Source organism: Paenibacillus sp. P32E (genome assembly GCF_001909085.1).
Taxonomy (GTDB): Bacteria; Bacillota; Bacilli; order Paenibacillales; family Paenibacillaceae; genus Paenibacillus_AQ; species Paenibacillus_AQ helianthi.
Map to the genome: position 1 here is coordinate 295,657 of NZ_LVYY01000046.1, position 24,228 is coordinate 319,884.

Annotated in this window: 18 protein-coding genes; 15 read left to right on the forward strand and 3 right to left on the reverse strand. The window is 47.9% G+C overall.

The window, feature by feature from the left end; all coding sequences use genetic code 11:
- Window positions 1-39: 39 nt before the first annotated feature.
- The 6 genes from cysI to A3848_RS25980 all read left to right on the forward strand — a co-directional run bounded on the left by cysI (window position 40) and on the right by A3848_RS25980 (window position 7,088).
- The gene (gene cysI / locus A3848_RS25955) at window positions 40-1,764 is read left to right on the forward strand and encodes an assimilatory sulfite reductase (NADPH) hemoprotein subunit (RefSeq protein ID WP_074087753.1); all 1,725 of its coding nucleotides are present in this window, start codon (window positions 40-42) and stop codon (window positions 1,762-1,764) included.
- 242 nt (window positions 1,765-2,006) lie between these two features.
- The gene (gene map / locus A3848_RS25960; RefSeq protein WP_074087755.1) at window positions 2,007-2,753 is read left to right on the forward strand and encodes a type I methionyl aminopeptidase; all 747 of its coding nucleotides are present in this window, start codon (window positions 2,007-2,009) and stop codon (window positions 2,751-2,753) included.
- Window positions 2,754-2,938: 185 nt separating this feature from the next.
- The gene (locus A3848_RS25965) at window positions 2,939-4,369 is read left to right on the forward strand and encodes a SpoIIE family protein phosphatase (protein ID WP_074087757.1); all 1,431 of its coding nucleotides are present in this window, start codon (window positions 2,939-2,941) and stop codon (window positions 4,367-4,369) included.
- A gap of 15 nt (window positions 4,370-4,384) precedes the next feature.
- Window positions 4,385-4,777 carry an ATP-binding protein gene (locus A3848_RS25970; protein ID WP_074087833.1) on the forward strand — a complete coding sequence of 131 codons (393 nt, stop codon included), beginning with the start codon at window positions 4,385-4,387 and terminating at the stop codon, window positions 4,775-4,777.
- Window positions 4,778-4,822: 45 nt separating this feature from the next.
- Entirely contained in the window at window positions 4,823-6,808 is a 1,986-nt protein-coding gene (locus A3848_RS25975; protein ID WP_178382082.1) for a methyl-accepting chemotaxis protein, read from the forward strand.
- Window positions 6,801-7,088, forward strand: a complete 288-nt coding sequence (locus A3848_RS25980) for an STAS domain-containing protein (protein WP_244169763.1) — start codon at window positions 6,801-6,803, stop codon at window positions 7,086-7,088. The genes A3848_RS25975 and A3848_RS25980 overlap by 8 nt, the downstream gene beginning before the upstream one ends.
- An 89-nt stretch (window positions 7,089-7,177) precedes the next feature.
- On the opposite strand, the gene A3848_RS25985 is transcribed toward A3848_RS25980, so the two are convergent.
- Window positions 7,178-7,582: a CBS domain-containing protein gene (locus tag A3848_RS25985; protein ID WP_074087760.1), complete on the reverse strand. Its 405-nt coding sequence runs from the start codon at window positions 7,580-7,582 to the stop codon at window positions 7,178-7,180.
- Window positions 7,583-7,768: 186 nt separating this feature from the next.
- Complete coding sequence (locus A3848_RS25990) at window positions 7,769-8,203, reverse strand: VOC family protein (protein WP_074087761.1); 435 nt, start codon at window positions 8,201-8,203, stop codon at window positions 7,769-7,771.
- 297 nt (window positions 8,204-8,500) lie between these two features.
- On the opposite strand from A3848_RS25990, the gene A3848_RS25995 reads away from it, so the two are divergent.
- From A3848_RS25995 to A3848_RS26030, 8 genes are all read left to right on the forward strand, one after another.
- Window positions 8,501-9,589 carry a winged helix DNA-binding domain-containing protein gene (locus A3848_RS25995; RefSeq protein WP_074087763.1) on the forward strand — a complete coding sequence of 363 codons (1,089 nt, stop codon included), beginning with the start codon at window positions 8,501-8,503 and terminating at the stop codon, window positions 9,587-9,589.
- Between the two features lie 11 nt (window positions 9,590-9,600).
- The gene (locus A3848_RS26000) at window positions 9,601-10,167 is read left to right on the forward strand and encodes a heme-degrading domain-containing protein (protein WP_083609558.1); all 567 of its coding nucleotides are present in this window, start codon (window positions 9,601-9,603) and stop codon (window positions 10,165-10,167) included.
- Between the two features lie 213 nt (window positions 10,168-10,380).
- Window positions 10,381-11,547 carry a small-conductance mechanosensitive channel gene (locus A3848_RS26005; RefSeq protein ID WP_074087764.1) on the forward strand — a complete coding sequence of 389 codons (1,167 nt, stop codon included), beginning with the start codon at window positions 10,381-10,383 and terminating at the stop codon, window positions 11,545-11,547.
- A gap of 13 nt (window positions 11,548-11,560) precedes the next feature.
- Window positions 11,561-17,008: a diguanylate cyclase gene (locus tag A3848_RS26010; RefSeq protein ID WP_074087766.1), complete on the forward strand. Its 5,448-nt coding sequence runs from the start codon at window positions 11,561-11,563 to the stop codon at window positions 17,006-17,008.
- 223 nt (window positions 17,009-17,231) lie between these two features.
- The gene (locus tag A3848_RS26015; RefSeq protein ID WP_074087768.1) at window positions 17,232-18,674 is read left to right on the forward strand and encodes an amino acid permease; all 1,443 of its coding nucleotides are present in this window, start codon (window positions 17,232-17,234) and stop codon (window positions 18,672-18,674) included.
- Window positions 18,675-19,136: 462 nt separating this feature from the next.
- Complete coding sequence (locus tag A3848_RS26020) at window positions 19,137-19,367, forward strand: hypothetical protein (RefSeq protein ID WP_074087770.1); 231 nt, start codon at window positions 19,137-19,139, stop codon at window positions 19,365-19,367.
- 463 nt (window positions 19,368-19,830) lie between these two features.
- Window positions 19,831-21,018: an MFS transporter gene (locus A3848_RS26025; protein ID WP_074087772.1), complete on the forward strand. Its 1,188-nt coding sequence runs from the start codon at window positions 19,831-19,833 to the stop codon at window positions 21,016-21,018.
- Between the two features lie 142 nt (window positions 21,019-21,160).
- Window positions 21,161-21,724 carry an NAD(P)H-dependent oxidoreductase gene (locus A3848_RS26030; protein ID WP_074087774.1) on the forward strand — a complete coding sequence of 188 codons (564 nt, stop codon included), beginning with the start codon at window positions 21,161-21,163 and terminating at the stop codon, window positions 21,722-21,724.
- A gap of 88 nt (window positions 21,725-21,812) precedes the next feature.
- Here the strand turns inward: A3848_RS26030 and A3848_RS26035 are convergent, their stop codons facing one another.
- Entirely contained in the window at window positions 21,813-22,172 is a 360-nt protein-coding gene (locus A3848_RS26035; RefSeq protein WP_074087776.1) for a winged helix-turn-helix transcriptional regulator, read from the reverse strand.
- A 1,394-nt stretch (window positions 22,173-23,566) separates the two neighbouring features.
- Here A3848_RS26035 and A3848_RS26045 point away from each other — a divergent pair.
- Window positions 23,567-24,226 (forward strand): hypothetical protein, encoded by a 660-nt coding sequence (locus tag A3848_RS26045; RefSeq protein ID WP_074087780.1) that lies wholly within the window; start codon window positions 23,567-23,569, stop codon window positions 24,224-24,226.
- Window positions 24,227-24,228: the final 2 nt, after the last annotated feature.

A 24,228-nucleotide genomic window follows, 5' to 3' on the forward strand; every position in this document is an offset into this window, starting at 1 on the left:
ACATTAACATACAGTGAATGCGGGAGGAGACTTGCAGCAATGGCGAATAATGAATCAGTGGTGAAGCCCATCGGCGGCCCGCCTAGTGATGTTGAACATATTAAGCTCGAGAGCAATTATTTGCGGGGAGCCCTTGTGGAGACGTTGAAGAACCCGATCACCGGAGGTCTGCCTGAGGATGATAACCGGTTGCTTAAGTTCCACGGCAGCTACATGCAGGATGACCGGGATTTGCGCAGTGAACGGGAACGCTCGAAGCTGGAGCCGGCCTTTCAGTTCATGCTGCGTGTGGTCGCACCTGGTGGTGTGGCTACCCCGGCACAATGGCTGGTCATGGACGAACTGGCACACAAATACGGCAATGGTACCTTGCGGCTGACGACAAGACAGGCCTTTCAAATGCACGGAGTGCTCAAATGGAATTTGAAAAAGACCATCAAGACTATCAACGATACGCTGATGACGACCCTCGCTGCTTGCGGTGACGTTAACCGCAATGTGATGAGCGGTCCCAATCCGTACCAGTCCGAAGTTCATGCCGAGGTCTATGAGTGGGCACGCAAGATCAGCGATCATTTGGCACCGCGTACCCCTGCCTACCATGAAATTTGGCTGGACGGTGAAAAGGTAGTGGACAGCAAAGACGGAGCAGAAGTCGAACCGATCTACGGCCCGGTCTATCTGCCCCGCAAGTTCAAAATCGGCATCGCGGTCCCTCCATCCAATGATGTGGATGTATTCTCCCAGGATCTTGGCTTTATCGCAATTCTGGAAAACGGCAAGCTGGCAGGATTCGATGTAACGGTTGGCGGCGGCATGGGGATGACTCATGGGGATACAAGTACGTATCCGCAGCTTGGACGGGTAATAGGCTTCTGCCGGCCGGAGCAAATGATTGATCTGGCGGAGAAAACCGTTACGATTCAGCGCGACTTCGGCAACCGCTCGGTCCGCAAAAATGCCCGTTTCAAATACACCATTGACCGTCATGGTCTGGAATGGTTTACCGGTGAATTGCAGAACCGGTTAGGGTGGGAGCTTGAACCGGCAAGGGGCTTTCACTTCGACCATAACGGTGACCGTTACGGCTGGGTGAAAGGTGTAAACGGCAGATGGAACCTGACGCTATATATCCAGAGTGGACGGATTCATGACACGGAGAGCAGCAAGCTCATGACAGGCCTGCGGGAAATCGCCAAAATCCATGACGGAGACTTCCGGCTGACCCCCAATCAGAATCTGATTATAGGCAATGTCAGCAGTTCGAAGAAACGTAAGGTTACGGAACTCGCCAAGCAGTATGGATTGACAGAGGGTGCGCATCATTCGGCTCTGCGGCGCAGCTCGATGTCCTGTGTAGCGCTGCCGACGTGCGGATTGGCCATGGCCGAGGCAGAGCGTTATCTGCCGCTGCTGCTGGATAAGCTGGAGCTGATCATTGACGAAGCAGGACTTCGGGAGGAAGAAATTGTGATCCGCATGACGGGCTGCCCGAATGGCTGCGCCAGACCGGCGTTGGGGGAGATCTCGTTCATCGGGAAGGCTCCGGGCAGATATAATATGTATCTGGGAGCAGGTTTTACCGGCGACCGTCTGAATAAACTGTATAAGGAAAATATCGATGAACAGGAAATTCTGGCAACGCTTGAACCAATCCTCCATCAATACGCCAGGGAGCGCCAAAGCGGCGAGCACTTTGGGGATTTTGTAATCCGCAGCGGATACGTCAAGGCGGTTACCTCTGGACTTCATTTCCACGACTGATTCATGAACTTAACGAACCCGTTTCCTTCTTTAAGAAGGCAGGGTTCGTTTCTTTTTTTGAAAATATAAGAATTTATATGCTTCACGCATTAAATTATCCTTCTATTGCCGTTTCTGCTTGTGAATTCAGATTAAATTTGGATTTTCGGCGAATATCTTTCATAATATAGAGAAGAACGACCAAACTATAACCAAGAGCCATTATTGTAAGTAATGTGTTCTGTACAGAAGAGGCGAAACGAATGATCATCATGAAAACGATGGAAGAGATCGAGAAAATGCGGGCAGCCGGCAAAATTCTTGCGGAATGCCACCGGCAAATCGCCCAAATCATTAAGCCCGGAATCACAACCTGGGAAATTGACCAGTTTGCAGAGAAATTCATTCTCTCCCAAGGAGCTACCCCGGAGCAAAAAGGCTATCACGGCTATCCTTACGCGACCTGCGCATCTGTAAATGATGTGATCTGCCATGGATTTCCGAAGCATGAGGAGTTGAAAGACGGCGATATCGTAACCATTGATATGGTTGTGAACCTGAATGGCTGGCTGGCAGATTCGGCTTGGTCCTACGCCATCGGCAATATTAGCGAACAGGCGGAGAAACTGCTGAATACGACCAAAGAGTCATTGTTCAAAGGTATTGAGCAAGCGGTCGCCGGTAACCGGATCGGGGATGTTGCCCATGCGATACAGGTCTATGCCGAGTCGAACGGCTTCTCGGTCGTACGTGATTTCATTGGTCACGGCATTGGTTCTGAAATGCATGAAGCGCCTGAGGTACCTCACTATGGACCCGCAGGGAAAGGACCAAGAATTAAAGAAGGCATGGTATTTACCATTGAGCCGATGCTGAATACCGGAAGCTACCGTACGAAAGTAGATGCGGACGGGTGGACGGCCCGCACCATTGATGGCGGCCTGTCAGCCCAGTATGAGCATACACTGGCCATCACTCCGCAGGGCACAATTATCCTGACTGAACTGTAAACTGCCATACCCGAACCCGGGCGTTCTCCTTCTTGTAAGGAAACGTCCGGGTTTTTGTTTTTTTGACACGGATCGAGCTTCTGATAGTTTTTTTTGCTGTGTGTGTGTCGGAATTCACGGCTGAATGAAAATTAAATGCATATAATGGTAAGGTTTCAAAGCTGAATCAGAATAGAGGACGAAGAATGGCAGTAGATAAACATTGCAAAAATCTGCACAGGGCACCCAGCCCCGAGCAGTGCATGGACCATTATGGCTGCATTTATGAAAACAACCATCTGATTACTTTGCTGGTGAATCCGGTAGACGGATCGATTACCGATGCCAACAGGGCAGCCTGTGAATTCTACGGCTACCCTATCCGTATTTTTCGGAAACTTCATATTACGGATCTGCAGGCCGACCCGTATGCCGGATTGGAAGATTTCATTGTACAAGGAATGCCTGGTGACGAACATGGGGCTAACAGGGTCTTTATGGACAGGCATCTGCTCGCGGGGGGGCAGGTAATTGATGTGGAGATTCATACCGGCATGATGTCCATGCTCGGGAGGTCAAGTATCTACATGGTTGTTCATGACATCAGCGAGCGGGTTCGTTCGGAGCAGCGGCTTCGTGAGAGTGAAGAGAGATACAGGGATCTGGTTGAGCTCTGTCCCGAAGCCATCATGGTCTATAGCGGAGGCACCATCCTGTTTGCCAACAAACAAACCGAAAAAATGTTCGGTAAAAAGAAACAGGAGCTGATTGGACAGAGAATAGAGTCCTTTTTTAGCGAGCAATACATAAGGAGCGCCAAATATAACAAGCTTATGACCTGGGGCTCCATCGCCAAGGAGAGATTTCGCTTCGAACAGCGGTTCATCCGGCATGATAACCGTATTTTCGATGTTGAGATTTCAGGTGTACCGATCATTTATGAGGAAGAAAAGGCGTTACAGCTGGTGCTGAGGGACATCACGGAGAGCAAAAAGGAAGTGGAGCGGGCAGTCAAGCTGCAGGATCACCGGCATGCAGTAGTTTTTCCGCTGGAGGACAAGGCAGAACTGGAGAAGCTGTATATTCCGGCCCGGACACTGAGTGGCGATTTCTTCATTTTTCATAAGATTGATGAGGAAAGGGTAGTTGGAATGATTGGTGATGTGACGGGCAAGGGAATCACCGCCGCACTGAACATCTCTGCCCTTAGGGTGTTGTTTGCGGATTGTATGGAGGTTACTGATGATCCGCTGCAGGTCATGAAGGAATTGAACCAGAAAGCTATACTGCATCTGGGCGAGGATTATATTGCGGGCTGCTGCTTTTGTCTGGATTTTGGAACCGGCTTGCTGAAGGCAGCGGGTGCAGGGATCAATGAATTCATCTATGTGCCCAAGGACCGGGAGGGCCAATGCATTACCGTCAAAGGCGCGCCGCTAGGCATGTTCGGAGACAGTGAATTTGAGGAGAAATCCATATCCTTTCAATCGGGAGACCGTTTTTGCTTTTACAGCGACGGGATGGATCTTCTCTTTGACAGCCAGGAACTGAGCGGCAGCTACGAATATCTGACCGACCGGATTGCGGGAGCTTCATTACAGGATGACTGCACCTGGCTGAGCCTATCTATTAAGTGAATGAAGGAGCGGATTATGAGAGCTGTTCAGAAGGAAATTCGAATCCATGGTTTGGAGCAGCATCAGCGAATTATTGACGGAATTATAGAAGAGCTTCATCTGGAGGCTTATGCGTTTGACATTCGGCTGATTCTGATCGAAGCCATTACCAATGCTTATTACCACGGTAATCATAGCGATGCTAGCAAGCCGATTATTATCCGGTATTTGCTGAGCGGCGAGCAGCTTGAACTTCAGGTGGAAGACTCCGGGGAAGGAGCAGGTACATTGGTATTCCCGGACATGATCAGCAGTGACGAGCTGCTTGATGAAGGCGGGAGAGGTCTGTACCTGATCCGCTGCTTCTCCGATCAAGTGGATATGATTCACAACACGATGTACATCAGCAAATGCGTAAATCCCTCGTAGACAGAAGAAGGAGAGAATCCCGTGAAGTTAAGTCTAAAAGTTAAAATGAGTATTCTGCTATTTTTGATTATTAGTGTGCCTTTGTCCATTTCGGGTATCATTTCGTATAATCAAGCCTCTAATGCGCTGCAAAAAACGATCGAGGAGGAATTGCGCGATACCACTGCCTCAACTGCCCAATCTGTCGATTCGGAGCTAACGGCCGTAAGTAATTATCTTGGGATTGCCGGCCAAAATGATACGCTGGCAAGCTTTGCGGGTAATCCGGCAGGCAAGACAGCGAAAAGCCTGGCGTATTCTTATATCTCCGGCTTACAGAAGGATCATGCGAAGCTGCTGGAATCTATCATCATAGCCGGCAATGACGGACAGGTATTGCTGACCAGCAGCTCTGTGAATCCGGATCTTAGTGTTAAGGACCGGGAATATTTCAAACAAGCCCTGCAGGGAAAAGAAACAGAGAGCGAAGTTCTCGTCTCTGAAGAAAGCGGTCATAATATTGTGGCTATTGCCCGCCCGCTGGAGCAGAATGGACAAATTACAGGGGTGCTGATCGGAACTGTTCTGTTCGATAACCTTACCGCTCCAGTAGCCAAGGTCAAGGTTGGAGACAGCGGCTATGGATATATGGTCGACCGCACTGGCCTGATTATATATCATCCCAAGAAGGAGAAGATTCTGAAGGAGACGCTTGACGGTAACAGTAATAAGGAACTTAGTGCAATCTTTCAGGTTATGAAAAACGGCAAGGCTGCCGACGGGTTCTACACTTATGAAGGTGTTCATAAGTATGTATCCTTTCAGCCTGCCGGAAACTGGATAGTGGCCACTACCGCCAATGTTCAGGATTATATGGCTCCAGCGATTAATATCCGCAACATGACTATTATTATCACTCTAGCCTGTATAGTAATCGCCCTGCTTGTGGCTTATTTTTTCACCACCCGCAGCATTGTCAATCCGATTATCAGGCTGGAGAAGGCGATGTCTCTTGCGGGAGAAGGGGACCTGACTGTACATACCTCTATCCGCACAGGAGACGAGCTGCAGGAACTGAGTGAGGCATTTAATACGATGATTGACAAACAGGATGCCATCATCGAGAAAGTAAGGGCAGGCTCGATCTCCTTGACTTCCATGTCGGAAGAAATGGCGGCCTCGTCGGAGGAGATTAGCGCATCGATTCAGGAGATCAGCTCGAGTACTCAGGAGATTGCCGCCGGCGCAGAGAATAACAATCAGTCCGTAATCAATGCCTCCCAGGTTCTTGTACAGCTCTCCAGTCTGGTGCAGCTGGCCCAGAGTAAGGCGTCTGCTACTTCCGGTAATGCCGATCTGACCAATCAGGCGGCCCAGCGCGGAAGAAAACAGGTCATGAATACGGTCGAAGCCATGAACATTATCAGCAGCAGCACACAGGAAACCGAAGATCAGCTGCAGGAGGTGAGTGAACTCTCAGGCAAGGTATCATCAATTATCGGTACGATTAACGCTATCGCCGGTCAGACCAACCTGCTGGCCCTGAATGCAGCCATTGAAGCCGCTAGAGCCGGTGAGGACGGCAGGGGCTTCAGTGTGGTAGCTGAAGAAGTGCGGAAGCTCTCCGATGAAACCCACAGGCAGGCCAGTGAAATTTCAGTTCTGGTGAATGATATGGTCACACGGATTACCCAGGCTGTAGCCTCCATGAGAGGTGCTTCAGAGGCGGTTGAAGGTGGTGTTCGCGAAGTGACTGAGACGGATCACGTTTTCGTGCATATTATCAATTCCGTGGAGCTTATTACAGGCAGTGTCCGCGAGATTCTGGATATTACCCGGGACGAGGTAGCTACCTCAGATCAGATTATCAGACTGATTGATTCGATGGGGACCATTTCGGAAGTGGCGGCAATCAATAGTGAGAATGTATCAAGTGCTACAGAAGAACAGGCGGCAACGGTCACAAACTTTGCGGCCTCTGCCCAGGAAGTAAGTGCCATGGCGTATGAACTGGAAACGCTCGTAGAGAAATTTATAATCAGGGGTGAATAGCTTGAGCGAGATTACCATCGAAATGCCGGAGATGTTCTCCGTGGAAGAAGCCAGCGACTTCAGAGAAAAGGTTAAGGAATATATTGATAAGGGGACCTACAGCTTTGTTCTTGATTTCAGTACATGTGCCTTTATCGATAGCACCGGGCTTGGAGTAATCGTCAGCTCCTACAAGAAGTGTGTGGAGAACGGCGGCACAATCAAGCTCCAGTCGCTGAATGCCAATGTGCGGAAGATATTCGAACTTACCCGTCTGACCCATGTGTTTGAGATTCTCTAAGAAAAGCTATTCACACAAGCAGCGGCTGTGCGGTCCCACCCGGGACTGCACAGCCGCTGCTTGTGTATCATGGCGTACATGAATGTCTGCTAATCGGTAATATTCCGGGTGTAATATTCAATAATGTCCTTCCGGCGGATAATGCCCAGGAAGATGCCTTTGTCATCGACAACCGGAACAAAATTCTGATCTGCAGCCAGCGTTAGCATATCCTCCATCTGTGCGTGAATCCCGACACTTTCGTTGTGAACATGACGCTGAATATCGCCTACGGTCACATCCCGCATGTTCTCAAAGCTTAATCCTGCCGTATCCTTCAGCTTCCACAGCAAGTCCCCTTCGGATAAGGTTCCCACATATTTACCTTCTCCATCAATAATGGGGATGGCAGAATAATAATGATTCTCCAGTTGTACCAGGGCCTCCAGCATGGTAATGGAGGAGGTAATATACGATACCTGGTCCTTGGGCAGCAAAAAAGCGGATATTTCCATTAGTGAGGCTCCTTTACAGCGGAATTTGCCGATAGCGGTATACTTATTAAAACACAGATTGGGCTGAAAGCGCATAAAAAAATGGTATTCGTGATACTTTAATCTGCATGAAAAAAGGATACAGCATCTCCCAAATGGCTCAGAGAACTATATCCTTAACAGTATTTGGATGACCGGGGCGGGAGGTTAAGCGTTGTCGCCGCTTTGGCCGTCTTCATGGCTTAGCTGCCAGATGATCCCGAATTTGTCCTTCAGACTGCCGTAACATTTGCTCCAGAAGGTCTCCTGTAGTTCCATGATAACAGTACCGCCTTCTTTGAGCTTGTCGTACCATGCTTTGATTTTGCCGGTATCAGCATTCATCAGGGTGAGATTTATATTATTTCCTTCAGTATAAGGCATACCGGGGAAGACATCCGAGAACATCACTGGACTTCCGTCAATGAACATCATGGCGTGCATGACCAGATGCTTGGCTTCCTCGGGAAGAGGGTGGGAAGGGTCCGGAGGTGCCTCACCAAAAGTCATGATCTGCGGGGGCTCTGTTCCAAACACTGTTGCATAAAACTCTACAGCTTCACGTGCGTTTCCGTTAAAATTGAAGTACACATTAATTGCCACAGGCTTCACTCCTCTAAAGTGGTTATTGTAAAGGCAAACGCAATATTTCCACATTGTATCATGTACTTGTCCATTTAGAAATATACGAGCAGTGCACAGTCTTTGCCGCCGGAACAGAGTGGGAACCAAGGTCGCTGGAAGGACTCACTGTGAGATTACGTGGATTAGTGCCTCGCGGATGATCTGTATATCATTAGATATGGGCGCCTTTCTGTCTTCAGATGGACAACCTGCGGATGGTTTCAATATACTGGAGGAAAGTATGGGAACTGATGTTAGGACCTGAGGCAAAGGAGGATGGAAATCGTGAATACGGACATCGCGGACCGAAGACTGGCTAATCAGTTTATTCACAGCTCTGTCTCTATGGAGCCGGAGGAGGTTGTCCGGAGATTAGGGGCTCTGCAGGCCCAGGATTATCTGCAGGCTGTGTGGGCGATTGGCCTCCGGACGCCTTCCGCCACGCTGGCCCAGGTTGAACGGGCAGTAGCAGAGCGAAAGATTGCGCTAACCTGGACGCTGCGGGGAACGATTCATTTCGTGCCGCCGGAGGATGTGAAATGGCTGCTTCAGCTATGTGCTCCGCGTCTCTTAAGGCAGGCTGTGCGGAGAATGGAGCAGCTGGAACTGGATGAGAAGACCCTGGGACGCGCCAGGAAAATCATCTATAACGCACTTAAGAATGGCGGAAGTCTACGGCGGCCGGATGTGCTTGCCCTGCTTGAGGCAGAAGGTATCCGCACCGGAGGGCAGCGCGGTTATCATATTTTGTGGCATAGTGCTTATAATGGGCTGATCTGCTTTGGTCCGCGCAGCGGGAAACAGCAAACCTTTGTGCTGCTAGACCAGTGGGTGGAGCATTCCCGGGAGCTGTCCTTCGAGGAATCGCTCTCCGAGCTGGCTTTGCGCTATTTCACAGCCCATGGACCGGCTACCGTACAAGATTTTGCCTGGTGGGCCGGATTAACGCTAACAGAAGCCAGAGCCGGGCTGGACGCAGTGAAGAGCAAACTTGAGACCGGTGTATTCTCTGGCACGGAGTACTGGAGTCCAGCTTCATCCGGAGGACACATGTCAACAGCCTCTGAGATTCATTTGCTTCCCGGCTTCGATGAATATATTCTCGGCTATGGCGACCGCAGTGCTGTGCTTGAGCCTGAGACCGCCCCGCTTATCGTACCGGGTAATAATGGTGTGTTTCTTCCGACGATTGCCGCAGGCGGGCAGATCATCGGCACATGGAAACGAACCGTCAAGACCAAAGGGGTTGACCTGAAATTCAGTCCCTTTACCAAGCTGGCACAGGACCAAGAAGAGAGGCTGATGTTGGCCGCTGAGCGGTATGCTTCTTTTCTAGGACTTCCTGTCCTTACAATAACAAGATAGAGGAGTAATGAGTGAATTCAGCGAAAGCTATCATCTTCAGCTCTGATTTTGATCTTACGCTTGGCTATCAGCAACCCAACGAAGAGGAAGTGTGGACCTTGGAAGATTATACTTTATTATTGGAACAGCTTTTGCAGCAGGAGCGGAATTTGCAATTCAGCACATTTACAAATCAGACAGCCATCCGGCTGGGCAATGCCATTGTGGAGAGAGCTGTGGCAATGGATAAGCTAATCGTGGTGGATATCCGCAAGAATGGCCAAGTTCTGTTCCATGCCAAAATGAATGACACAGGTCCGAACAACGACCGCTGGATTGCCCGCAAAATAAACACAGCCAACCATTTCGGCCACTGCTCATACTATATGCATGTGCTATATAAATCATGGAACACTACGATTCAGGACAATGCCTTCGTTGATCCGATGGAGTATGCCGCTGAGGGCGGATGCTTCCCTGTATATATCAGGAACGCAGGTCAGGTCGGAACGATTTCGGTCTCCGGATTATCTGGTGAGGAAGATCATGAGATGATAGTCAGTGTTCTTGAACCCTTTCTTAAGGCGGAGCAGGATTAATCTATTCTGATAATAAATTACATTATTTCCATATTAAACGGGCGTTCCACAGCCATATCCCTGGCCGTGTGAGCGCCTTTTGCTTGTGAGCTTCCAGGCTGGTACGAAAATGGTGGGAATGGTTATAAACAAAGCAGGAATAATCTGGACTGATATCGAATAGTTTCGTTCATCACAAAATTCGACTTTTCAACTATAAGAGGGGTTACCGCCATGTTTAAAAAAAATAAAACGTTCTTCCTGATCCTGACTTTTGCTCTGATCTTTCTGCTTCCCTTGATTGGGAGCCTAGTCAAGTGGAAGGGGCAGCTGCCGGGGTATGGCGATTTTCCCGCTCAAAAAGTAGAGGCAGACCCTGGTTTCAGCCTGCTGTACTTTTCCCTGGCCTGCATTGTCGCGCTGCTGATTACATTGATTCTGGTTTTTCCCCGGTGGTTTGGCTTCAAAAAGGTCCGCGAAACACCCGTACCGAAAGAAGGGGTAACTCCTTTTCCGGTCTGGTTCTGGTGGAGCCTGCCAGTGCTTGCCATCAGCTGGTTCCTAATGTGGGCCCGGGTCAAGCTGTTCATTTCGTTCGAATACTACACTTTTGTACCATTATGGTGGTCATTCATATTAATTCTAGACGGATTGGTGTATAAAAGAAATAAAGGCGCTTCGATCATATCGCGCAAACCGCATGTGATGCAGCTGCTGGCTGTAGTGTCCTGCTTCAGCTGGTTTGCTTTTGAATATCTTAATTTCTTTGTGATTGAGAACTGGTATTATCCGAATAATGAGGTGTTCTCGAACTTTGGCAATGTGTTCTGGTTCTCACTGTCGTATACGACGGTGCTTCCGGCAATCTTTGAATGGTACCTGTTACTTAAGACTTTTAGCGCGTTCAGGAACCGCTATCGGTATGGTCCGAAATTCAACGTCTCCCGGATTTTTCTGATCATCTACTATGTGATAGGGCTGATATTGGCTTTTGGGATGGGTTATTATCCATATTTGCTGTTCTGGGTGTTGTGGGTGGCACTTGTCCCGATGCTCTCCGCGGCAATGGCACTTGTGGGATTCTGGACGCCTTTTACTCCGGTTAAGAACGGGGACTGGTCCAGTGTCATTCTGATTGGGCTTGCCACACTGTTTAACGGATTCTTTTGGGAGTTCTGGAATTTCGGCAGCGAGTGGTTCCATGATTCTATGCCAACCAATCCTAACTACTGGAAGTACTCGGTACCTTATTTGGACAAATTTCATATATTCTCAGAGATGCCCGTCCTGGGGTATTTCGGATATCTCTTTTTTGGGCTGAACTGCTGGATTATTTGGCTGATTGCTGCCTATATCTTTAAGTTTGATGCGGATATTGAAGTGACGGGAGAACAGAGCTAAAGGTGGAGTGGGTATGGTTGTGTTTGACCGATATGAGGTACTGGAGACGATTTCTGATCAATATATAAAATCCGTATACAGAAGTATCGATTCCGTAACGGGTGAATCGGTCATTCTGAAAGTACTTAAGCCGGAATATGCCGGAACGGAAGCAGTGATGAGGTTCAAGCAGGAGTACAAGCTGCTCAAGGAGCTGAGCGAGAACACGAGCGGTGTCATCAAGCCATACAGGCTGGAGGAGCAGAATAACTCCTACATTATGGTGCTGGAGGATATTCACGGACGTTCGCTCAAAAGAATCATGGCAGAGGATCAGCCGGAGCCAGAGGTACTGATACAGCTGGCGGTTCGGATCGTAGATATTCTGGGGGCGATTCACGAGCGGAATGTCATCCACAAGGATATCAAGCCTTCCAATATCATTTGGAACAGGGATCAGAATATTGTACAAATTATTGATTTCGACCTAGCCGTGAAGCTGTCCAGGGAGAAGCGGGATTTTCAGAACAATGGTGTACTGGAAGGCAGCTTGCTGTACATATCACCCGAGCAGACCGGCAGAATGAACCGCAATGTGGACTACCGAAGTGATTATTATTCCTTGGGCATAGTCCTCTATGAGATGATGACGGGCAAGAAGCCTTATGATGCGGGAGAGATGCTGGAGCAGATCTACTCCATTATTGCCAAAGAAGCAGTTCCTCCATATAAGGCAACTGGGGGAAGGGTCTCAAGCAGTCTGTCAGCAGTAATAATGAAGCTAATGGAAAAGTCTTCGGAGGACCGGTACCGCAGCGCATATGGAATTAAAGCGGACTTGAAGAAATGTCTGGCTGGCCAGGAGAACTTCGTAGTTGGCGCAGAAGACCGGCTGAATATCTTTCGGATTCCGCAGCGGTTATATGGACGCGATCAGGAGCTTGGACGTCTCGTGGATTCGTTCCGCAGAAGTGTCAAGGGCAGTACACAACTGATGCTGGTCACCGGAGAAGCCGGGGTGGGTAAAACCGCACTGGTCCATGAGCTGCACAAGTACATAAGTCAGGAGAAGGGACTTTTTGCAGAAGGAAAGTTCGATCAGTATAACCAGAATATCCCTTACAGTGCCATTATTCAGGCGTTTCGGCGATTAATCAGCCAGTTGATGGATAGTCCTGATGAGAATCACAAGGCCTATCTCAAGGAGGCATTAGCCAAGGCTCTTGATGGGAATGGCAATCTGATTGCCGGTCTGATTCCTGAACTGGACACCTGGATTGGCATTCAGCCGGAGATGGAATCGCTGAATCCGGCAGAAGAAACCAACCGGTTCTATCTTACCTTTGCCAAGTTCATCGAAGGAATTACGCATAACGAGAAACCCTTAGTGCTGTTTCTGGATGATGTGCAGTGGGCGGATTATTCCAGTCTGCAGCTGATCGAGAAGCTGCTGCTGGGTCATCAGCTGCAAAAGGTTCTTATTGTCTGCTCTTACCGGCAGAATGAAATTTATGAGGGGCATCCGCTGATCAGTACGATCTCCGCGATTGAAGTTAGTCGTGAGGTTGGAAGCATAATCCTAAACTCCTTAACTGAGGCACAGGTTGGCAGTCTGGTATCCGATACGTTGTTCACTACACCCTCCCGGGTTCAGGAACTTTCCGAAGTAATTTATAAGCGGACCAAAGGAAATGTTTTTTTTGTAAAAGAAATTCTCAAGGATTTGTACAGGAATGGGTATTTGTACTTTGACGAGTCGGAAGGATTATGGGCCTGGCAGACGCAGCGGATTGTCAGCTTGCCGGTGAACGAGAGCGTGGTCGACTTCCTGATGCTGAAGCAGCAGGAGCTTCCGCAGAATGTGCGGAGAATACTGATGCTTAGCGCAGCAGTGGGTAATGTATTTGATTTTGGGATATTGGCCCTGATTGCTGATGAACCGCTTGAGGTGGTTGCTCATGCCATAGCCACAGCTGTGGAAAAAGAGTTTATCTTACCCGAGGACTACCGGTACGCCCGGATGTCCAGCTTCCTGTCGGCACCGGAAGAAGAGGCATTGCAGAATCTGGATATCCGATTCAAATTTGCACATGACCGGATTCAGCAGTCGTTTTACCAGATGCTTGACGAAGAGGAACGGGCCGCTCTGCATCTGGCCATCGGCCGTTTGCTGCTTGAACGCCTGAGTCACGGGGAGATCGAAGGGATTATCGTTGATATTGCCGCACACCTGAATAAAGGGCTAGACAGGCTGTCCGGCAAGGCGGAAGTCGATAAAGTGGTCAGGATTAATCTAAGAGCCGCGCGCAAGGCCAAGGCAGCCTTCGGCTATGACTCGGCTTTCCGGCTGCTGGAAGCGAATATCGGGCTGATGGGAGAGACATCCTGGGAAGAGGACGGGACGCGTGCGGCTGAGATTTACCAGCTATATGCGGAATGCGGATATCTTACTCATCAGGTTGAAGCAGCTGATTCGGCATGTGGGGTCCTGATCAGGCATACCAGAGACAGATTGGCCCTCGCCCAAATCTATGAAATGCAGGCCAATCATTACATGTACCTGGGAATGATGAAAGAGTCCATAGCCTCTGGAAGGCTGGGGTTATCTACACTGGGCGTTCATATTCCTGCCCGGGTAGGCATGGCATCCGTTCTTAAGGAGCTCGTGAGGATTAAAACCGCGCTGCGGGGAAAAACGGTTGATCATATTTTTGAAGCCGAAGAGATGAAAGACCCGGAAATGAAGCTGGTGATGCGGCTATTGATCAACTTTATTCCTCCAGCCTTTATTTCCGGAGAAACTTCGCTGTTCGGGCTGGTTGTTCTGAAGAAGGTGGGACTTACCTTGAAGCACGGCAATGCTCCAGAGTCAGCGCTCGCGTTCATCGGTTATGCGATGCTGCTGTCCGGGTTCGGAGATTCCAAGGGAGCTTTTGATTATGGCCGTCTAGGTATTCGAATCAATGACAAGTTCAACGATCTGCAATGGAAAGGCGCGGCGTATGTGCTATATACGCTATTCTGTCATACCTGGACCGAACCTTGGGATACGCTGCATGAGTGGTACACTACCTCCATTGAGGCGAGTCTGCGCACAGGAGATTTACTCTATCTGGCCCATTCCTGCTACTATGTGAACCTCTGGAATCCCGGGATGGATATTCCCACGAATCTGCAGGAGAGCTTAAGAATGATTGCCATGATCGAGAACACGAAATACAAGGAGTCCTTAGCCACCGCACAATTGTCCCGGCAATACCTGCTGAATCTATCGGGCGAGCTGCAGGACCGCTTATCCTTTGACAGTGCAGACTTCAGTGAAGCGGCCTATCTGGAGGAGCTGGAGGCAGCCAAGTATTACTCCGGGATCGCAATCTACTATATTTATAAAATGAAACTGCTGTTTACCTATGAGAACTACACCGAGTCTCTGACCTATATCGACAAAGCATACCCGATCATCGGCACGCTTGCCGGATCAGCTTTTATGGAAGAGTTCGCCCTCTATACGTTCTTGAATTTGGCCTATGCCTATAAAGATTTGGGCACTAAGCGGAAGAGGCAAGCCAAAGCCAGAATGCGCAAGGAGTATCGCCGGGTGCTCAAATGGGCCAAGCATGCTCCCGAAACCTTCCGACAGCATGAGGTGCTGATGAAGGCTGAATGGGCCAGAATGGCAGGACGTGACGATGAAGCTGGACAGTATTATGATATGGCGATCGAGGCCAGCGATCAGGGAGGGTTTGTACGGTACAAGGCACTCAGTAATGAGCTGGCTGCCCGCTTTTATTATCATAAGGACTTCAAGGAGTTCGCCGGTTACTTGCTGAGACAGTCGGAGTATTATTATTCCGTATGGGGTGCGAAAGGTAAAATTGCCTTTCTCAATGAAAGATACCCGGATATGATCACAAGAATTAATGCCAAAGAGTTCATGAGCGGCCGCACGATAACGGATTACACAGAAAGTCTGGATCTGAACTCTATGATTCTGGCTTCACAGGCCATCTCCAAGGAAATCGAGCTGAACAATCTGCTGGAAGCGCTGATGCAAATCGTCATAAAGAATGCAGGAGCGCAAAGAGGCTGCATCGTGATGACCTCCAAAACCAATCTGCTCGTCGAAGGGGAATACCGGCCGGTTGAAGACCGGATTACGGTAGCGGTGCATGACCGGACAAGGTACGACCATTTGCCATATTCTATCCTGAAGCAGGTAGAGGAAAGCAGCGAGAGTGTGATCTACAATGATGCGTTCTCTGAAACGCCGTTCGTAAATGATCCCTATATTGTCAAACACCGCCCTAAATCGATGGTCTGCATGCCGCTGATCAACCAGAACAAGACCATTGCAGTCATTTATCTTGAAAACAACCTGATGACAAGTGTATTTACTGAGCAACGGATGAAGATTATTAATTTGCTGTCACGGGAAATGGTCTTCTCGCTGGAAAATGCCACTCTGTATTCCGAGCTTGAGCGCTCAGAGGAAAAGTACCGGGAACTGGTTTACAATTTGCAGGACGGCGTCTTTATTACCCAAGACAAAATATGCAAATATGTCAATGGGGCTTTGGCACAGATGCTCGGTTATGTAGCGGAAGAAATGGTGGGGCAGCCTTTTGAGAAATTCGTGAGTCTTCCTGAACGGGATAAGGTGTTGCATTATTATGCCAGAAGGGTTGAAGGGAAACCGGTTCCATTTGAATATGAGACTAAATTGATTCACAAAGACCAGAACCGTGAGGTCATAGTGATCCACAAGGTCACACGGATCAATTATATGAACCAGCCGGCCATTCAGGGTACCGTCAAGGACATCACTGAACGGAAGAAGGCGGAGCAGGAGCTTCTAAGGCATAAAGAGCATCTGGAGGAGCTGGTAGCTGAGCGGACCAAGGAGCTGGAGCTGAATAATGAAGAGTTGAATAAGTACATTCAGCTGATTGAAAAGATATCCATCACCGATGAGCTTACAGGTCTCTATAACCGCAGATATTTTAATAAGCTCCTAGTGATTGAAGTGGAAAAAGCTGCAGCGGCTCAACAATATCTGACCTATATGATGCTCGATATTGATTATTTCAAGAAATATAATGACACCTATGGGCATTTTGAGGGTGATACTGTATTGCGCAGAGTCGGGAGACTGCTGCAAGAGCTGTCCGAACGTGCGGGTGGATTCGCGTTTCGGCTGGGCGGGGAAGAGTTCGGGATCATAGTCAGCGGTTTCACCCCTCAGCAGTCCAGGGAATATGCCGAGAACATCAGAAGAAGCATTGCTGATCTGGGAATCGAGCATGCGCTGAGTACGGATTATGGAATCATTACCGTTTCTATTGGTGTGGCTACAATTCATGTGGACTTTATCCGCGAAGGCGATCTCTACAAGCTTAGTGATGATGCGCTGTATCAGTCCAAAGCCAATGGCAGAAACTGCGTTACCCTGTTTCAGGAGCCAGAGGGAGCCGCCAATCTATAAAAGTTGTAACAATATTGGCCGTGCCGGAGACGGGTTAACCGTTACCGGAGCGGCCTTTTTAAAAAGATAAAAATGTATATGTTTCACGCTATAGATGATCCTTCTCTTTCTCGCTGAAACGGATGCCGTCCTTATAAGGATGGCGTAGCCGTTTCTACTTGTTTCCATGGGTAAATTCCCGCATATTGCAGATACTCTCCGTAAAACGCGAGGAGGCAGCAGTATGGGGCAGGGGAATAAAGGATTATCGGTGTGGGGATTGACAATGCTTGCACTGGGGACGGTGGTCGGCGGCTCCTTTTTCCTGGGATCGTCGGTGGCAATCCGTGCGGCAGGACCGTCTGTGCTGCTGTCCTATGTAATTGGAGGGATTCTTGTCTATTTTATTTTGTCCGCATTGTCGGAGATGACGGTAGCTAATCCGGTTGCGGGGTCCTTTCGAACCTATACGGAACAGGCTTTTGGCCGCGGCGCAGGATTCACGGTAGGCTGGGTCTACTGGACAGGACTTGTGCTTGCGATGTCCAGTGAAGCTACGGCAGTGTCCATTCTGCTGCGGGGCTGGTTTCCCGCCTTGCCGCTTGCACTCCTCGGATCGGGGATTATCGTGGGGGTGACCCTGCTTAACCTGCTGGGTGCAAAACGGCTGAGCAAGCTGGAGAGCGGACTCGCCGCATTTAAGTTGCTCGCCATTGTGGCGTTTGTGCTGATTGCCGTTGCTTTAATTGTGGGCTTGGGTACAAGAGGTGCAGGTCCGGTAGGTCTTGGCGTTGCCCGCGGGCAGAGCTTGATGCCTGGAGGGATTGCCGGAATCGCGGGGAGCATGCTGATGGTGATGTTCACTTATGCAGGCTTTGAGGTGCTCGGTCTGGCGGCATCGGAGACGGGCAATCCGGGAATCACTATTCCACGGGCGATCCGGTATACCATCGTGCTCCTGGTCGGATTGTATTTGGCAGCAATAACCGCTCTGTTCCTGCTGTTGCCCCCGGCACGGGTATCTGAACAGATTAGTCCATTCGTATCTGCACTAAGCCTATACGGATTGGGGTGGACCGGGACCGTGATGAATATCGTGCTGGTATCTGCCATTTTGTCTACGATGCTGGCTTCGGTATTTGGTCTGGGCCGAATGCTCCGTTCTTTGGCTGAGGAGGGGCATACTCCCGAATGGATGCGGGACCGTGCGGACATTCCCTTTAGAGGTATCCTGATCTCCGGGGCCGCGATGCTGGCAGGACTCTGGATGGGAATGCTGCTGCCGCAGGGGGTCTATCTCTTTCTGGTCAGCTCAGGCGGCTTTTCGTTGCTGTTCTCCTATGTAATCATCATGGCCAGCCATTACCGGCTGCGCAAGCGTCATGGCAGTCCACTGACCGGGCAGCATGGGCTGCGCGGATATCCTTACACCTCATGGATTGCGATCGTAAGTCTGGTAGCGATTCTTGCCAGTATGCCGCTGATCCCGGGACAAGGCGGAGGACTCGCGGCGGGTGTGATGTTTGTTGTGTTATTTTCCGGGATTTATGCGCTTGGAGTCATGCGGAAGGCCAGGGAACCGACCGGATTTCGGAGACAGCCTTTTCAGGTGCCAGCGATAAGGGCCCAGATGGAGGCGGCAGAGGAGCTGGAAGGGAAAAAAGAGCAGGATACTATGAATGAATAGGGAAGGGGGATCCTCAGAGCGGTTAGTTCAGCTTACGGGATTCCTTTTTTTCTACGACAGCAAAATTAACCACCGTATAAGTGAATTCCATTTTGCTCTAAGTCGTTGAGGTAGCCTGCGCTATTGCGATTAAATTTTTAATGGTCGTAACAAGTGAAAAAGCCTTTCCAAACCCTCTGGAAAAGTTAAGTAAATTGTTAACCATTAGCTCGTCACTCTGATGCGTATAGGTCTGTTTCACCCATTCCAGTAGCAGGGACAGTTACCACTCAGCCGTCTCACTACTTTTGTCTTCCTCAGGAGTGAGTAGGCTAGCGATATGTTCCAAGGGTTTCACTAGCCGCGAAACGGCTGTATGACTAGGTTTTAATTCTTCAATTTTTACTGAATAATCTGACAACACCTTGAAGTAAATTAAGCTCTTTTTTTCCTCAAGCATCTTTGTAAGGAAGCTTGTATGGCTTGTGCACGTTCATAAATTTTGGTAATCCTAACGCTGATAATCTGCCGTTCTACCTTACGGATTCTAAAGGTAATAAACTGGATACAGGGGTCGCCGATCAAGGCGAGCCAGAGGGGGTATTCGCGTTCATGACGGTTGTTCATAAGCTGCCGCAAGAGATGGTATTGCAAGTCAATGTGAATTGCCCAACTGAAGTCATCAACCCTAAGTACCAAGTAATCCGTGTTTAAAAATTCCAATGAGAAACGTGGACACCTCATGAGTGTCCACGTTTTTTTGTCGCGAATAAATGAATTTTGAACCGGGGTCCCTTTTCATTGGTTTTGAGATTCTTAAAGTATGGATTCAGCAATCGGTATGCCGGGACAGCAACCGTCAGTGCTTAGGTAAGAACTTTTATCACTTCAACAACAATCTTAGATTAATAAACTATACTCCGTTAGCTGAGCGAAGGGCTGCCACGCGGCAGCCCTTACGATGTTGAACTATAGTTCCCCCGAGGGAGTTTAATAAGCATAATGGTGTTAATAAAATTTAGTGTATATGCTCAGGGTGACACTTACCTTTATGACAGTACCTGTACTAAATGTGCGTACTTACATAGTTAGAGTGCAATCTTTATACTCAAAGAACGAAATAAATAAATTTCTATACACCCGGAAATATAGAAACTTAAGAAAGAGGGATAATTATATGTCTAATGCCTGGAAAGTTTACTTATTAGCCGCTGTTAGCTTCTTGCTTGGAACATCCGAGTATATCATAGCAGGGATTCTCGACACAGTTGCAAGAGACGTTAATGTCTCTGTCGCTGCTGCTGGTCAGCTCATTACTGTTTTTTCACTCGCCTATGCTTTTGGAACACCTTTCCTTATCGCATTTACAGCACGAATGGAGCAGCGCAAGCTTTTAGTTTATTCACTTGGCGTATTTGTGATTGGAAATAGTATCGCCGTAGTTTTACCTGGCTTTGAATTTCTTATAGTCTCACGCGTTATTCTTGCACTAAGCATGGGAGTATTCGTTGTAACCTCCTTTACTGTCGCTACCAAGATGACTCCACCTGATAAACAAGGAAGTGCAATTGCAACAATCCTTATGGGCTTTAGCACCTCGTTGATTATCGGTGTTCCGCTAGGCAGAGTTATTGCTTCCGCTTATGATTGGAGATTGATCTTCGGAGGAATCGGTGCACTTAGTATTCTTGCGATGATCGTTATACTCTTAGTCATCCCACGCTCAAATGGCGACGAGTCGGTTCCCTTACGCAAACAGCTTGCTTTAATTAAGCAACCGAAAATAATTGTAGCCCTAATGATCACTTTCTTATGGATTTCTGGTTATTCTATTGTCTACACCTACATTTCTCCCTTCCTACTGTCGGTTACAGGGATGAACAGTAAAACAGTTATCATTGCTTTATTCGCTTTCGGGATTGCCAGCTTATTCGGCTCAAAGCTTGGCGGCTATAGTACGGATAAATGGGGATTCCCTCGTACTTTATTTGTCAGTATGGTACTGCATGTAGTAGCCTTAGTTCTACTGTCATTATCAGCCCACTCGTCTGCTATCGTTTTCCTTGTGCTCATATTTTGGGCTCTCTCCGCTTGGTCAACAAGTCCAACTCAGCAATATCACTTAATGACGCTTGCTCCGGCGGCTTCAGGCATTATGGTGAGTATGAATAGTTCAGTTTTACAGCTTGCTATGGGTGCTGGTGCAGGAATTGGAGGCGTTGTAGTGGAACAAGCTTCCTTAGCTTCGATTAGCTGGATTGGAGCTGCGGTTGTTGCCATCGCTGCAACAACCGTTATGGTATATTTACGAGTAACCGGCTCCAAAGCTCCATTAGAACTTAGTAAAGCTATAGGAAGAAACTAATATCTAAAAGGTTAGTGCTTAGCCAACTGCAAAATCCAAAGCGCACAAAATCGCTCAAGCGATCCAGTTGATTAACCGGCAATACGAATTTTCGTGTCGGCGAGTGCCGAGAGGCTATATAAGAAATAAGGAGGACAAATCTTTGAAAACTCTTGTTGTCGTGACACACCCGAGCATAGAAACATCCGTAATTAATAAGCGATGGGTAGAAGAACTCAAAAAACATCCTGAAAAGTATACTGTTCACGAATTGCATAAGGCTTACCCTGATGGAAGCATAGACGTGAAAAAAGAACAAAAATTGGTTGAATCACATGGTAATCTTATTTTGCAGTTCCCTATATATTGGTTTAATTGTCCGCCTCTCCTTAAAAAATGGCTTGACGATGTTTTAACTTATGGGTGGGCTCATGGTTCAAATGGAGGAGATAAATTAAAGAATCGCAAAGCTGCTTTAGCTGTATCTGCCGGAAGTAAAAAAGAAGATTATAGTGAAGATGGAAGATATCACTATGTACTTGATTATTTATTATCTCCTTTTGAAACTACCTTCTTATACTGCAATGCAAATTACCGTTCGTTCTTTGCGTATTATGGTACGGAAAACGAGACTGGTGAAAATGTGCCTGATACAGAAAATGAGCCGTCTGTAAGCGAATTGGAAAAAAGCACACTAAATTATTTGAGTTTTCTTGACAATCTGTAATAGTTAGCTTTATTAAGACTGCTATAAAAAAAGAAGTATTTCCCTGTTCAGGAGATACTTCTTTGTAATATAAACAAAACAACTTTGCCTACCGCTGTACAGCCTCCAGAGCTGGCAAACTGTTTTTCTCTCCCCACTCGCACATCATATTTAACAATGGAATGAGAGAAAGACCACTTTCAGATAATGAATATTCAACTTTTGGAGGTATTTGGGGAAATTCCTTGCGTATGATAAGCCCATCTGCCTCCAGCTCTTTTAACATGATGCTTTGCGTTTTAAAGGAAATGGTACCGATACATCGCTTCAGCTCATTAAACCGCATTACCTTATTTTCAGACAGCCAATACATAATGATCATTTTATATTTACCGCCTATTAAGGACAACGTGTATCCAAAGCCAGTTTCTTTTAGTTTCACGCCAGTTGGAATATAGGTTTCGCGCACAAGTACACTCTCCTTTTGGTAAGTATATGATATAAATATGCATACTTTATAATACATCATTATGCAATCTTATTGAAAGGATGTAAATCGCTATAATAAATTTTAGAAATGAAATGGGACCGGAACGATGGCAGCGCGAACGCGGTGGGCGAGTGATGGCCAAAACAGGAACCGGTTAGTTCAGTAAAGATAACCTTTTTGTTACTTCTTCAGATATTCGATTCACAATGGAGAATGTATCTAAATAACCCTCTATGACAATGTCTGAACTGGGTTTAACTGTCCTTCCTTTAACTAAATAGAAGTCCCGTAATACGACGGTGACTAGCCTTCGTCCGTCGAAAGAATTGCTCTAAGTCATTGTTCGTTCTTGGAATGTAGTAATGGTCATAACAAGTGAAAAAGCCTTTCCAAAACCCTCTGGAAAAGTTAAGTAAATTGTTAACCATTAGCTCGTCACTCTGATGCGTATAGGTTTGTTTCACCCATTCCAGTAGCAGGGACAGTTACCACTCAGCCGTCTCACTACTTTTGTCTTCCTCAGGAGTGAGTAGGCTAGCGATATGTTCCAAGGGTTTCACTAGCCGCGAAACGGCTGTATGACTAGGTTTTAATTCTTCAATTTTTACTGAATAATCTGACAACACCTTGAAGTAAATTAAGCTCTTTTTTTCCTCAAGCATCTTTGTAAGGAAGCTTGTATGGCTTGTGCACGTTCATAAATAATTAATCCAGGAAGCCCCAATGGTGGATCTCCATCTTCAAGGAGCAGAGCTCGAACGGCTGCCACATATCCCTTAGCAGTTCGTACAAATTTTGAGCATGTCTTTCACCCGTTGGAATGCCTTGTTCGTTCACTGCTTCGGCAACTTCCGAACCGTTCGATGTTGCTTAAAGCGTAGTTCCCCAACGAGAGCTGGCACGTCATATCCATACGAGGAATGCTTCAAGCTAAGCATCTCAGCTTCAGCAGATTTATACGCAACGCCTGCGTGTGCACAGTCTGGATTTTTACAAGCATAAGCCATGCTCCATGCATGGATGATTCCGTCTCTTGTGATAATCTTTTCTCCCATGCGGTATGGGTTCTCCGCAATTTAGATTCACAGTGTGGACCATTTTTAAACTCAGGTCTGAAGTAAACTCTGAGCGCGGCACCCAATCTATTTTTCTCAAGCATGAAGGTCATCTCCTGGGGTAAATTCTGACCTATATACCTTCGACAAAAGACTGGAAACCTGCTAGTTAATCTTGCTGTAGTAGTTTTTTTTTGAATTTGCTTACGTGCAGATTTTGTTGCCGGGCAGCGTCTGAGAAGTCCTCCAGGCGAATAGATATTGGTGATGCGGGTTTTAGTTCAATGACCAATACCTGTCACTAAAGGGGGAATTAGTATGCATCCGTCTGCAATCTATGCTGCAACAGTCGATTCCCATACCCTTGCAACATTTCGAGCACTTGTTGAGGCAATCATACCTGATTCACCAGTGTCTGCCATATATCCGCTGGAGCTGACTGCAGGAGCAGCTGATTTGTGCATACACGAGTATATGATCTGGGAGCTGGACCACAGCCTGTCTCTTGTATTGGGATTGGGTTTGACGGACATTCCATTGTCCTGTTCCACCGCAGGATTGCTTAATGCTGGTGCCCTCCATTTAGCCGCCTTGGGACAGCTGCAGTATCCCCCCAATCACCTGCTTTGGGAAAGCGGACCATTCAGCGCAATATCCCCGGCTGACCGGATTCGTGTTCTTGCTATGCTGGAGCAAGGGATTATTGACCCAGGGGTTTTGCCTTCTCCATACCGGAACGATTTGGGGTTTACCCGGTATATGATTGACTTTCTTAACCGGCAAACGATGTTTGGCAACTATTCGGAGTGGTCGGCATACGGAACGACCCGGCTTAGGACACCGACCGAACGAAGGCTGGAATATTTCCCGGTCTCATGGAAGCAGGCGGAATATCCTGGAGTTGTGCCGGGATACCGGGCGCTCATTGGATATATGCTGACCATCCAACGCAAGGGAGGGGAATCCACCATTGAATAGTG

Bases quoted from the DNA above. Each gene is read 5' to 3' on its own strand.
- cysI (WP_074087753.1), top strand. From the start codon at position 40: ATGGCGAATAATGAATCAGTGGTGAAGCCCATCGGCGGCCCGCCTAGT.
- map (WP_074087755.1), top strand. From the start codon at position 2,007: ATGATCATCATGAAAACGATGGAAGAGATCGAGAAAATGCGGGCAGCC.
- A3848_RS25965 (WP_074087757.1), top strand. From the start codon at position 2,939: ATGGCAGTAGATAAACATTGCAAAAATCTGCACAGGGCACCCAGCCCC.
- A3848_RS25970 (WP_074087833.1), top strand. From the start codon at position 4,385: ATGAGAGCTGTTCAGAAGGAAATTCGAATCCATGGTTTGGAGCAGCAT.
- A3848_RS25975 (WP_178382082.1), top strand. From the start codon at position 4,823: ATGAGTATTCTGCTATTTTTGATTATTAGTGTGCCTTTGTCCATTTCG.
- A3848_RS25985 (WP_074087760.1), bottom strand. From the start codon at position 7,582: ATGGAAATATCCGCTTTTTTGCTGCCCAAGGACCAGGTATCGTATATT.
- A3848_RS25995 (WP_074087763.1), top strand. From the start codon at position 8,501: ATGGAAATCGTGAATACGGACATCGCGGACCGAAGACTGGCTAATCAG.
- A3848_RS26005 (WP_074087764.1), top strand. From the start codon at position 10,381: ATGTTTAAAAAAAATAAAACGTTCTTCCTGATCCTGACTTTTGCTCTG.
- A3848_RS26010 (WP_074087766.1), top strand. From the start codon at position 11,561: ATGGTTGTGTTTGACCGATATGAGGTACTGGAGACGATTTCTGATCAA.
- A3848_RS26015 (WP_074087768.1), top strand. From the start codon at position 17,232: ATGGGGCAGGGGAATAAAGGATTATCGGTGTGGGGATTGACAATGCTT.
- A3848_RS26025 (WP_074087772.1), top strand. From the start codon at position 19,831: ATGTCTAATGCCTGGAAAGTTTACTTATTAGCCGCTGTTAGCTTCTTG.
- A3848_RS26045 (WP_074087780.1), top strand. From the start codon at position 23,567: ATGCATCCGTCTGCAATCTATGCTGCAACAGTCGATTCCCATACCCTT.